Source organism: Sneathiella sp. (assembly GCF_029233945.1).
Lineage (GTDB): Bacteria > Pseudomonadota > Alphaproteobacteria > Sneathiellales > Sneathiellaceae > Sneathiella.
Genome location: NZ_JARGOQ010000014.1, coordinates 53,316 through 64,489, shown reverse-complemented (window position 1 = coordinate 64,489; position 11,174 = coordinate 53,316). Strand labels below are relative to the sequence as shown.

The 11,174-nt window shown below is 58.5% G+C and carries 11 protein-coding genes; 9 read left to right on the top strand and 2 right to left on the bottom strand.

Annotation, left to right across the window (positions count from 1 at the left end; all coding sequences use genetic code 11):
- Positions 1-534 (top strand): acyl-CoA dehydrogenase family protein (locus P1U71_RS06775; protein WP_301104808.1); only part of this gene is annotated, 534 nt, incomplete at its 5' end.
- 12 nt (positions 535-546) lie between these two features.
- Positions 547-1,152 (top strand): 2-hydroxychromene-2-carboxylate isomerase, encoded by a 606-nt coding sequence (locus tag P1U71_RS06770; RefSeq protein WP_301104807.1) that lies wholly within the window; start codon positions 547-549, stop codon positions 1,150-1,152.
- Between the two features lie 68 nt (positions 1,153-1,220).
- Here the strand turns inward: P1U71_RS06770 and P1U71_RS06765 are convergent, their stop codons facing one another.
- On the bottom strand, positions 1,221-2,003 hold the full coding sequence (locus P1U71_RS06765) for an SDR family NAD(P)-dependent oxidoreductase (protein ID WP_301104806.1): 783 nt from the start codon (positions 2,001-2,003) through the stop codon (positions 1,221-1,223).
- A gap of 104 nt (positions 2,004-2,107) precedes the next feature.
- Here P1U71_RS06765 and P1U71_RS06760 point away from each other — a divergent pair, with 104 nt between their 5' ends.
- The 5 genes from P1U71_RS06760 to P1U71_RS06740 are packed head-to-tail and all read left to right on the top strand — an operon-like array spanning position 2,108 to position 7,947.
- The gene (locus P1U71_RS06760) at positions 2,108-3,715 is read left to right on the top strand and encodes a carboxyl transferase domain-containing protein (RefSeq protein WP_301104805.1); all 1,608 of its coding nucleotides are present in this window, start codon (positions 2,108-2,110) and stop codon (positions 3,713-3,715) included.
- A 9-nt stretch (positions 3,716-3,724) separates the two neighbouring features.
- Entirely contained in the window at positions 3,725-4,519 is a 795-nt protein-coding gene (locus P1U71_RS06755) for an enoyl-CoA hydratase-related protein (RefSeq protein WP_301104804.1), read from the top strand.
- Between the two features lie 22 nt (positions 4,520-4,541).
- On the top strand, positions 4,542-6,563 hold the full coding sequence (locus P1U71_RS06750; protein WP_301104803.1) for an acetyl/propionyl/methylcrotonyl-CoA carboxylase subunit alpha: 2,022 nt from the start codon (positions 4,542-4,544) through the stop codon (positions 6,561-6,563).
- Positions 6,560-7,465: a hydroxymethylglutaryl-CoA lyase gene (locus P1U71_RS06745; RefSeq protein WP_301104802.1), complete on the top strand. Its 906-nt coding sequence runs from the start codon at positions 6,560-6,562 to the stop codon at positions 7,463-7,465. The genes P1U71_RS06750 and P1U71_RS06745 overlap by 4 nt, the downstream gene beginning before the upstream one ends.
- Before the next feature lie 47 nt (positions 7,466-7,512).
- Positions 7,513-7,947, top strand: a complete 435-nt coding sequence (locus P1U71_RS06740) for a DUF1489 domain-containing protein (protein ID WP_301104801.1) — start codon at positions 7,513-7,515, stop codon at positions 7,945-7,947.
- On the opposite strand, the gene P1U71_RS06735 is transcribed toward P1U71_RS06740, so the two are convergent.
- Positions 7,939-10,020 (bottom strand): molybdopterin oxidoreductase family protein, encoded by a 2,082-nt coding sequence (locus P1U71_RS06735; RefSeq protein WP_301104800.1) that lies wholly within the window; start codon positions 10,018-10,020, stop codon positions 7,939-7,941. The two genes, P1U71_RS06740 and P1U71_RS06735, sit on opposite strands and share 9 nt — an antisense overlap.
- A gap of 194 nt (positions 10,021-10,214) precedes the next feature.
- Here P1U71_RS06735 and P1U71_RS06730 point away from each other — a divergent pair, with 194 nt between their 5' ends.
- Positions 10,215-10,952 (top strand): lysophospholipid acyltransferase family protein, encoded by a 738-nt coding sequence (locus tag P1U71_RS06730; protein ID WP_301104799.1) that lies wholly within the window; start codon positions 10,215-10,217, stop codon positions 10,950-10,952.
- A partial coding sequence (locus P1U71_RS06725; protein ID WP_301104798.1) for a glycosyltransferase N-terminal domain-containing protein occupies positions 10,952-11,174 on the top strand: 223 nt, incomplete at its 3' end. The genes P1U71_RS06730 and P1U71_RS06725, both read left to right, overlap by 1 nt.

Below are 11,174 nucleotides of genomic sequence, written 5' to 3'. Positions count from 1 at the left end.
CAGAAAGCTTCTGATACTTGCCAGATCGCCTTCGATGATGTGTATATTCCGGCGGCCAACATGCTCGGGCCGGAAGGGGCGGGATATCGTATCGCGCTTGCCAATCTGGAGACAGGACGCATCGGCATCGCCGCGCAGAGCGTCGGCATGGCGGGCGCGGCACTGGCCCATGCATTGGTCTATGCAAAAGAGCGCAAAGCGTTTGATAAAACAATCATCGAACATCAGGCGGTCGGTTTTCGCCTCGCGGATATGGCAACGAAGCTGGAGGTTGCGCGGCAGATGGTGCTGCATGCGGCGAGCCTGAAGGATGCGGGACGACCTTGCCTGACGGAGGCCAGCATGGCCAAGCTCTTCGCCTCCGAAATGGCGGAGGAAGTCTGTTCCGCCGCGATCCAGACCTTGGGCGGCAATGGCTATATCGCCGACTATCCGGTCGAGAAAATCTACCGCGATGTCCGGGTCTGCCAGATTTATGAAGGCACATCCGATATTCAAAAGCTGGTGATTGCCCGCAATCTGGCGATGGGTTAGTGGTTTAAGATTATGCCAAAACCTATTGATTTTTATTTCGATTTTTCATCCCCATACGCCTATCTTGGCAGTTGCCTGATCGAGCCGGTTGCGGCAAAGCATAGTCGTGAGGTCAACTGGCATCCCTTTATGCTCGGCGTCGCCATGCAGGGGGAAAAGACTTTCCCGCTGACGCAATATCCCTTGAAGGGCGATTATTCGCGGATGGATTTTGAGCGGACCGCCCGCTATCACAAAATCCCCTTCGTCATGCCGACTGCTTTCCCGAAGGTGACGTTGGCGGCCTCCCGCGGGTTTCTCTGGATTTCCCGCAATGATCCGGAAAAGGCGGTCGAGTACGCGAAGCAAGTTTTCGCCGCCTATTTCGTCTCGGGCAAGGATATCTCCGATATCGAGATTGTGGCCGACATCGCGGAAGAAGTAGGTCTGGACCGCGCGGCCTTTATGGAAGCTGTGCAGAATGACGAGATCAAGGCGGCGTTCAAGTCCTCGGTCGAGGATATTGTCTTTAACGAGAAAGTCTTTGGCGCGCCCTTCTTCATCGTGGACGGGGCGCGATTCTGGGGTGCCGACCGTGTTGGGCAGCTTGATGAATGGCTGACGACCGGGGGATGGTGATGTTCTTCGGCCTGTATCAGCAGCAGATATCCAGCCCCGCGCCTGCGGGACTGGAATGCTTGAACGGTCTAGAAGAGGAAATACCCGCCGTCGATCAGCATGGTATCGCCTGTGTGATAGGCGCTGGCGTCCGACATCAGATAGACGGCCATGCCGCCGAAGTCTTCGGGCTGGCCCCAGCGCTTGGCCGGGATGCGCGGCTTCACCGCATCGGAGAATTTCTGCCAGGCGATGGCATTTTCCGTCATCGCGGTTTCGATCCAGCCGGGCAGGATCGCGTTTGCGGTGATGCCCTTGCCGGCGAATTCCACGGCCAGCGCGCGGATCATCGAAATAACGCCGCCCTTGGTTGCGGCATAATGCTCGTTCCGCGCGGCCCCGGAAATGGCAGCGAGGCTGGCCGTACCGACAAGGCGTCCGCCCGGATCCCCGTTCTCGGCGCGCTCCACCATATGTCTCGTTGCGGCCTGGAAAGTGTAAAAGACGCCGTCGAGATTGATATCGAGGATGCGATGCCACTCTTCGTCGTCGATATCCAGGAAGGATTTCTTGCCCGAGCTTACGCCCGCATTCGCGAAGCAGCCATCGACGCGGCCATATTGCGAGAGTGTTTCGGCAAAGCAATCCTTGACCTCTTTCTCGTCCGCGACATTGCAGATAAGCGACGAGACACGTGTGCCATGGGCTTTCAGGCTTTCAACGGCGGCGGCATTCTTGGTTTCGTTCGTACCCCAGATACAGACGTCGCCTCCGGCTTGTGCGATGGCGTCCGCCATGCCAAGGCCAATGCCGCCGTTCCCGCCTGTAATGAGGGCGACCTTGCCGGTCAGGTCAAATGGATTATAGGCCATTCATGGCTCCTTTTTTGGTTCTTGCTTGGAAGCAAATCCGTAACACATAGGGCGACTTTCGCCAAGCAAACGATTTAAGCGCACTCTGAAGGAAAGTGAACTAGATGTCCGTATTGAAAAGCAGCCTCAACACCCGGAGTGATGACTTCAAAGCCAATGCCGCGCATATGGCGGGCCTGGTTGAGGATCTGAAGGAAAAGGTCGCCACCATCAAGCAGGGCGGCGGGGAGCGGGCGCGAGACAAGCATCTCTCCCGTGGCAAACTCCTCCCGCGCGAGAGAGTCCGCAAACTCCTCGATCCCGGATCGCCTTTCCTTGAGTTCAGCCAGATGGCCGCCTGGGATATGTATGGCGGGGAAATCCATTCCGCCGGGATCATCACCGGCGTTGGCCGGGTCGAGGGCCGGGAATGTGTCATCGTCTGCAACGATGCGACGGTGAAGGGCGGCACCTATTATCCGCTGACCGTGAAGAAGCATCTGCGGGCACAGGAAGTTGCGCTGGAAAACCGGCTTCCCTGTATTTATCTCGTTGATTCCGGCGGCGCGAACCTTCCCAATCAGCAGGATGTGTTCCCCGACCGTGATCACTTCGGCCGGAGCTTCTATAATCAGGCGAATATGTCCGCCCTCGGCATTCCGCAGATTGCGGTCGTCATGGGCTCCTGTACGGCGGGCGGGGCCTATGTTCCGGCGATGTGTGATGAAAGCATTATCGTACGAAATCAGGGCACCATCTTCCTCGCCGGCCCGCCGCTGGTGAAGGCCGCAACGGGCGAGGTTGTCTCGGCGGAGGATCTCGGCGGAGCGGAGGTGCATTCGCGCACCTCCGGCGTGACCGATCATATGGCGGAGAATGACCTGCACGCCTTACAGATTGCAAGGCGTTGCGTTGCCAACTTCAATCAGCCAAAGCCGATGCCGCTTGATGTGACGAAGCCCCGCGCGCCGCTTTACGATCCGAAGGAGATTTACGGTCTGATCCCGAAGGATATGCGCACACCCTTTGATGTGCGGGAGATTATCGCCCGTGTCGTCGATGGATCGGAATTTGACGAGTTCAAGAAGAACTACGGCACGACGCTGGTCACCGGCTTCGCCCGTATCCATGGCTATCCGGTCGGCATTCTTGCCAATAACGGCATTCTCTTCTCGGAATCCTCCGTGAAGGGTGCGCATTTTATCGAGCTTTGCTGCCAGCGGAATATCCCGCTTGTCTTCTTGCAGAATATCACCGGCTTCATGGTCGGCCAGAAATATGAGGCAGGCGGCATTGCGAAAGACGGCGCCAAGCTGGTGACGGCCGTCGCAACCGCCAAGGTGCCGAAATTCACGATGATTTTTGGCGGTTCTTTCGGGGCCGGAAACTACGGGATGGGCGGTCGTGCCTATAGTCCGCGCCTTCTCTGGATGTGGCCGAACGCGCGCATTTCCGTGATGGGCGGGCCGCAGGCCGCCTCGGTTCTTGCCACCGTCAAGCGCGACGGTATGGAGGCGCGCGGCGAAAGCTGGAGCGTGGAGGAGGAAGCCGCCTTTAAAGCGCCCATCGAAGCGCAATATGAAAAGGAAGGCCATCCCTATTTCGCGAGCGCCCGCGTCTGGGATGATGGTATCATCGACCCGGCAGAGAGCCGGATGGTCATAGGGCTTGGCATTTCCGCCTCCCTCAACGCGCCAATTGAGCCGACGAAATTCGGCCTCTTTAGAATGTAGGAGAGTTCCATGAGTGAAGAATCAGCCGTATTGCATTTTTCCACCGACGGTATTGCGACCATCACCCTCAACCGGCCGGAGCTCCATAACGCTTTCGATGAGGAATTGATTGAGCGCCTCGGCGATATGTTCGAGGATGTAGGCCATCAGGAAGGGGTGCGCGCCGTTGTCGTGGCCGCTGCGGGCAAGAGCTTCTGCGCGGGCGCGGACCTTAACTGGATGAAGCGCGCGGCCCATTTCACCGAAGAGGATAACCGGGAGGACAGCCGGGCACTTGGCCGGATGCTGAAAAACCTCCATGCCATTCCGAAGCCGACCATCGCTCTGGTTCAGGGCGCGGCTTATGGCGGTGGCCTCGGTCTCGTTGCGGCCTGCGATATCGCCATCGGGGTGACGGCCGCGAAGTTCTGCCTCTCCGAGGTGAAGCTCGGCCTGCTGCCGGCGATGATCTCCCCCTATATGGTGGAGGCGATTGGTGTTCGTGCGTGCCGTCGTTACTTCCTGACAGCGGAAGTATTTGATGCGGTTGAAGCCCATCGTCTCGGCCTGCTGCATGAAGTGGTTGAGGATGTGCATCATCTTGCCGAGGCGCGGGACCGGCTGCTGGAGCAGATCATGAAAAACGCGCCAGGCGCCATGGCCGATTCAAAAGACCTGATCTACACGGTCGCGGATCGTCCGATTGAGCAGGAGGTGGTCGAGGAAACAGCGGTCCGCATTGCCTCCCGCCGAGCCACCGATGAGGGGAAGGAAGGGGTGCAGGCCTTCCTCGAAAAACGCAAGCCAAACTGGCATATTATTTAACCTGATATAGGAATTTTAACCGGTGTTTAAAAAAATACTTATCGCGAATCGCGGAGAGATTGCCTGCCGGGTTATGGCCACGGCGGCGAAGCTTGGCATCCGGACGGTCGCCGTTTATTCCGAGGCGGACGCCAATGCCCGCCATGTCGAGATGGCGGATGAGGCCGTCCTGATCGGTCCGGCGGAGGTTGCCGCGAGTTACCTGAAGGCAGACACCCTTCTGGAAGTGGCGCGCAAGACGGGGGCGGAGGCGATCCATCCCGGTTATGGCTTCCTTTCCGAGAATGCAGGGTTCGCGGAGAAATGCGCGGACGCCGGAGTTGTCTTTATTGGCCCGCCCGCGGACGCGATCCGCGCGATGGGTCTGAAAGATGCGGCAAAGGCCCTGATGGTTGAGGCCGGTGTTCCGGTGGTGCCGGGGTATCATGGGGAAGGACAGGACCCCGATATGCTGGCGAAGGAAGCGGAAAAGATTGGCTATCCCGTCCTGATTAAGGCTGTTGCTGGCGGGGGCGGTAAGGGCATGCGGAGTGTGAGTTCCGCAAGCGAGTTCCCGGCGGCGCTGGCGTCTGCGCAGCGGGAGGGAAAGTCGGCCTTTGGCGACGACCGTGTATTGATCGAAAAATATCTGACCAAGCCGCGCCATATCGAAATTCAGGTGTTCGCTGATTCCCATGGCAATGCGGTGCATCTGTTTGAGCGCGATTGCTCCTTGCAGCGGCGACATCAGAAGGTGATCGAGGAAGCCCCGGCGCCGGATATGCCCGAGGCGATGCGCGAGGCGATGGGCGCGGCGGCTGTGGCGGCGGCAAAGGCGATCGGATATGTTGGCGCCGGCACCATCGAATTTATCGCCGATGTGTCCAATGGATTGAAGGAAGATGCCTTTTATTTCATGGAGATGAATACCCGTCTTCAAGTAGAGCATCCGGTTACGGAAATGATCACCGGGCAGGATCTGGTGGAATGGCAGTTGAAGGTTGCGGCGGGGGGCAAGCTTCCCTGCAAACAGGAAGAGCTTTCCATCTCCGGCCATGCGTTCGAGGTGCGGCTCTACGCCGAGGACCCGGCGAATGATTTTCTGCCTGCGACGGGGCAGCTGCTCCGCCTGCGCCCGCCCCGGGAATCTGATGGGGTGCGCATCGATACCGGCGTACGGGAAGGCGACACGGTAACACCTTTCTATGATCCGATGATCGCCAAGCTGATTGTCTGGGATGAAACCCGCGAGATGGCGCTTCAGAAACTGAGTGCGTCTCTCGATGAGTATCAGGTGGCGGGCGTAGCCACGAACCTCGCCTTCCTTGGCAATATCGCCGATCATCCGTCATTTGCGGCGAAGGATCTCGATACCGGCTTTATCGAGCGGTTCAGGGACGGTTTGGTTCCGGCCCCTCTGACTCCGACGGATGAGGATATGGCGATTGCGGTTTCGCATCTCCTGCTGGAGCGGGAGAAAGCCCATAAGGCGACGCGGTCAGCAACGAATGATCCTTATTCCCCCTGGGATGATCTCACCGGCTGGCGTCCCAATGATACCGGCCATGATGACTTCAAGTTCGAGATTAACGGGATGGAGGTCACCGCCCATATCGTCTATGAGAATGGCGGTTATCTGATCGACCTGCCGACGGGCGTGCTTCCTGTGCAGGCGGAGCGGGCCGCGGATGGCGGCATCCTCGCGGATATCGCCGGGCATAAATTATCGGCCGCGGCGGTAACTCAGGGCAACAAGGTCATCGTCATGACAACGGGACGGCAGGTTGAACTGACGCAGATCATTGATGACTTCGATGATGCGGATGGCGAGGCCGGGGCGGGGGCCATCACCGCGCCGATGCCCGGAAAGCTGATCCAGATTTTCACCGAGGCCGGCGCGAGCGTCGCCAAGGGCGATCCGCTGGTTGTGCTGGAGGCCATGAAAATGGAGCATACGTTGACAGCCTTCAAGGACGGCATTATTGAAGATATCTTTTTCGAGGTTGGAGATCAGGTGGATGAGGGAACGATCCTTGTCCGTCTTGAAAGTGAGGAAACAGCATGACGATTCCCTCCAGGGTGCGAATTTTCGAGGTCGGCGCGCGCGATGGCCTGCAGAATGAAAAGCAGATGGTCCCGTCGGATATCAAGGTCGAGCTGATCGAACGGCTGGTCGATGCGGGCGTGACCGCGATTGAGACGGGCAGTTTCGTCTCCCCGAAATGGGTGCCGCAGATGGCCGATACCGCCGATGTGATGGCGAAGCTCTCCCGCCGGAAAGGGGTGACCTATGCGGTCCTCACCCCGAATATGAAGGGATATGAAGGGGCAATCGCGTCCGGCGCAGATGAAATCGAGATTTTCAGCGCCGCCGCCGAGATGTTCAACAAGCGCAATATCAACTGCTCAATCGCCGAGAGTCTGGAACGGTTCGTACCGGTGACCGAGGCGGCAAAGGCGGCGGGCATTCCTTACCGCGCGAGCATATCCTGCGCCCTTGGTAGTCCGTTTGATGAGGAAGTAACGCTGGAAACGATCGCCGACGTAGCAAAGAAGCTCTATGACATGGGGGCCTATGAAGTCTCCATTGGCGATACCATCGGTGTCGGGACGCCGATCCGCACCAAGCAGGTGATTGAGGCGGTGGCCAATGTTATCCCTCTCGATGTGATCGGGGTGCATTTTCATGATACCTATGGGCAGGCGCTGGCGAACTATCTTGCCGCGCTGGAAATGGGCATCTCCAAGCTCGACAGTTCCGTCGCGGGGCTGGGCGGTTGCCCCTATGCGCCGGGCGCGACGGGCAATGTGGCGACGGAAGATGTTGTCTATATGCTTGAGGGAATGGGGATCGATAGCGGACTTGACCTCAAGAAGCTGGTGAAAATCGCCTGGTTTATTTCCGACTATCTCGGCCGTCCACCGGTATCCAGCGTTGCGCGCGCCCTGAAAGACAAAGTCGGCTAATCGGCGAATTCTGGACAAGCACAGTCCTTTCGGGGTATCTATAGGTTATGTCAGTACATCTTTTAATCGTTAGCGTCGGCATCACGGCGGTGGATCAGCTACGCGCCAATCAGTCACGACGGCTGATTGCGGGTCCCCTGTGCCATGTCACGAAACAGCGCCCGACCCGAGAGGCTGAGTTGCTTGATGGCGGTTCGGTCTATTGGATTATCAAAGGTCACATCGCGGCCCGCCAGAAAGTCGTGGAGCTTGAACGGCTTTTTGATTCCGAAGGCGAGAAATGCGGCCTGATCCTGGATTCCGAATTGATCGAGACGGAACTGTTTTCGCGCAATCCGCATCAGGGATGGCGCTATCTGGAAGCAGAGGACGCGCCGCGCGACCTTCGCGATCTGGTCGAGGAAAGCGAAGCCGACGAGGATAGCGAAGGTGAGATGTCCGAGGAAATGGCGGCTGAGCTGCGCTCTCTTGGGCTAATCTGATGGAGTGGGTTCCGGCCTGATCCAGATGGCGGTGTCATGGAAGACCGCGCCGCCATTGGGCTTGGCGGCCTCCGCGCTGATCAGGATATTGATCCCGACCTTCTCGATGAAATGCTTGCCGGGCCAGACCCCTTCGGAAATGACGGTGCCGGGCTGCTGACCATCAAAGGTTTCCACATGAATGAGCAATGACCCCAACCGGTTGCCGAGCCGGACGATGGCGCCATCCTCAGTGCCAAGACGGGCGGCATCTTCGCTATGTATCTTGACCGTCGGTCGTTTCTCCCGCTTTAGCGAGGTTGGCGTTGCGGTGAAGGAGGAATTGAGGAAATTCCGCGCAGGCGCCGTCACCAAACGAAAGGGATGCGCCTCATCTGTCTGGTCGATCACCTCCCAATGATCGGGGAGGGACGGCATACCTTCAAAATTCGGGCCCATGCGTGACCAGTCCGGTGTGAAGTGGAATTTCTTGTCCGGATGAGCGAAGCCATTGAGATAATGCGCCTCCTCAAACGGGATCTGGCAGTCATGCCATTTGCTGGCGGTCAGGCTTTTGGCGTCGGGCCAGCCAGAGACTTTAAGCGTCTCATCGATTATCTCCATTTCCGTCATCTCGAACCCGCGATGTTCCGCGCCGAGGCGTTTGGCAAGGCCGGAAATAACCTCATGGTTGGAACGGCATTCCCCGAGCGGCTCGATGATTTTTCCGCCCATCATGATGTGATTCTGCCCGCCGCCCTGATAAAAATCGTCATGCTCCACAAAGGTCGTGGCGGGCAGCAGGATGTCCGCCATCTTCGCGGTTTCCGTCATGAACTGTTCATGCACACACACGAACAGATCCTCGCGCGCGAACCCCGCGTGCACTTTCGAAAGGTCCGGTGCGACATCCATCGGGTTCATATTCTGGATCAGCAGTCCCGTAATCGGCGGCCCATCGCCGAGGTCTTTTTTATCGCCGGTCAGCACTGGCCCGATCCGTGACATATCGAGATTGCGAATAGATGGATCAAGTGCATCCAGCCCTTCGATCAGGGTTTTATCCCAGTGATAGATAGCGCCGTTATTATGAAAGGCGCCGCCGCCTTCATATTGCCAGGCACCGCTCACACCAGCGAGGCAGCTGGCCGCATGCATGTTGACGCAGCCGTTCCGGCTTCGGGAGAAACCATAGCCGAGCCGGAGGAATGACTTCTTAGTCCGGCCATAAGCCCTTGCAAATTCATATATTTCCTCGACTGAAAGGCCGGTGATTTCGGCGGCCCATTCCGGTGTGCGACTTTTAAGATGCTCTTCCAGCTCTGCTGCGCCCTTGGTGTATTTTTCCATATAGGCGCGATCCGCCATGCCTTCCGAGAAGAGGACATGCATCACCGCGCAGGCAAGTGCGCCATCCGTGCCCGGCCGGAGACAGAGGTGCATGTCTGCTGCCACGGCTGTTGGGTTGCGGTAGGGGTCAATCACGACGATCTTCGCGCCGCGTTCCTTCCGCGCGCGGGTCGCATGGGTCATCACATTGACCTGGGTATGCACGGCATTAGTCCCCCAGATGACGACAAGATCGGACTTTGCCATTTCCCGGGGGTCCGCGCCATGCAGCGAGCCGGTTCCTACATTCCAGCCCGTCCAGGCGAGCATGGTGCAGATGGTCGACTGCTGCCGTGAATATTTTTTGACATGGCGCAGCCGGTTAATCCCGTCCCGCTGCACCAGCCCCATGGTCCCTGCGTAGTAATAGGGCCAGATGGTTTCGCTGCCATATTCGGCCTCGCGCTTCAGGAATGCTTCCGCCACCTCGTCGAGGGCGTCATCCCAGCTTATTTGCTGCCATTCACCGCTGCCTTTCTCGCCAACGCGCCGCATGGGATGCATCAGGCGATCCGGGTGATGCGTGCGCTCCGTATAGCGAGCGACCTTCGCGCAGATCACCCCGGCGGTATATGTGTTATCTTCCGCGCCGCGGACCCTGCCAATCTGCTGCGGACCCAGCCGTTCAATCTCCAACGCGCAGGTAGACGGGCAGTCATGCGGACAGGCGGAGGGGAGGATTTCAGGGGCGAGGGTGCTTGTCATGGGCAGCTTTCTTCTGTTTTCGAGGCCGCAGCCGCAGTTTTTAGCGACGAATGACCTTCAGACAGATTAGGGGGATATTGAATATCCCGCAATCCATGGCAGCGAAAAAGATCGTTTTTTGGTGAATAGGCTGGAATTGGCGGGGCGGGCAAGATATATCGGGGCGTGGGATACCCCGGTGAAAGCACAGATATTTGAAGCTGTTCAAGAAAATACTGAAAAGCGACGGCGCCAAGGCTGTAATCAGCCTGTTGGCGGCGGGCTATATCTGGCTTGTCTACCGCACGAGCCGCTGGCAGGTGATCAATGGGGAAGCCCCGCACGCCCTGATGAGCGAAAGGAAACCCTTTATCCTCGCTTTCTGGCATGGTCGTCTGTTGATGATGCCGATCTCCGTGCAGCGCAAAACGCCGGTTCATGTCATGATCTCCCACCATGGAGATGGAGAGATTATTGCCCGCACGATCAAGCATTGGGGGCAGGAGAGTATCCGGGGGTCTGCCACCAAGGGCGCGGCGGCGGCGGTCAAGCAGATGCTGAAGGTCCTCAAAAAAGGGGAGGTGGCGGTGATCACCCCGGACGGGCCGCGCGGGCCCCGTATGCGTGCGCAGGAGGGGGTGGTCCGTCTCGCGGCCATGTCCGGTTTACCCGTTTATCCGGTTAGTTACTCAACCACGCGGGGTAAAATCCTCGGTAGCTGGGACCGGTTCTTCCTCGCGGCGCCCTTCAGCCGGGGGGTGGTGATCTGGGGCGATGGGATCGAGGTGCCGAGGCGTGATGAAGGCGACGCGTTTTTAACGGCCCGCGATGCGATCGAGGATAGCCTCAACGCCATCACCCAGACCGCCGACGAAATGTGCGGGCGGGAAAGTGTCGCGCCGGAACCCCGCGACAAGCCGGTAAAACCGCATAAGAAGGCGGCGGAACTCTGATGCAGATGGCCCTTTATAATGGTCTCTTGCGGATTGGTGCGCCGATCCTGAACCGGCATATGAAAAAACGGCTCGCGGTGGGCAAGGAAGACCCGGATCGCTATCCGGAGCGGCTGGGCACGGCGTCCCGCCCGCGACCGGAAGGGCCGCTCATCTGGATTCATGCCGCCTCGGTTGGGGAATCGGTTTCGGCGCTGCCACTGATCGACGGGCTTTTGAATG

Bases quoted from the DNA above. Each gene is read 5' to 3' on its own strand.
- P1U71_RS06770 (WP_301104807.1), top strand. From the start codon at position 547: ATGCCAAAACCTATTGATTTTTATTTCGATTTTTCATCCCCATACGCC.
- P1U71_RS06765 (WP_301104806.1), bottom strand. From the start codon at position 2,003: ATGGCCTATAATCCATTTGACCTGACCGGCAAGGTCGCCCTCATTACA.
- P1U71_RS06760 (WP_301104805.1), top strand. From the start codon at position 2,108: ATGTCCGTATTGAAAAGCAGCCTCAACACCCGGAGTGATGACTTCAAA.
- P1U71_RS06755 (WP_301104804.1), top strand. From the start codon at position 3,725: ATGAGTGAAGAATCAGCCGTATTGCATTTTTCCACCGACGGTATTGCG.
- P1U71_RS06745 (WP_301104802.1), top strand. From the start codon at position 6,560: ATGACGATTCCCTCCAGGGTGCGAATTTTCGAGGTCGGCGCGCGCGAT.
- P1U71_RS06740 (WP_301104801.1), top strand. From the start codon at position 7,513: ATGTCAGTACATCTTTTAATCGTTAGCGTCGGCATCACGGCGGTGGAT.
- P1U71_RS06735 (WP_301104800.1), bottom strand. From the start codon at position 10,020: ATGACAAGCACCCTCGCCCCTGAAATCCTCCCCTCCGCCTGTCCGCAT.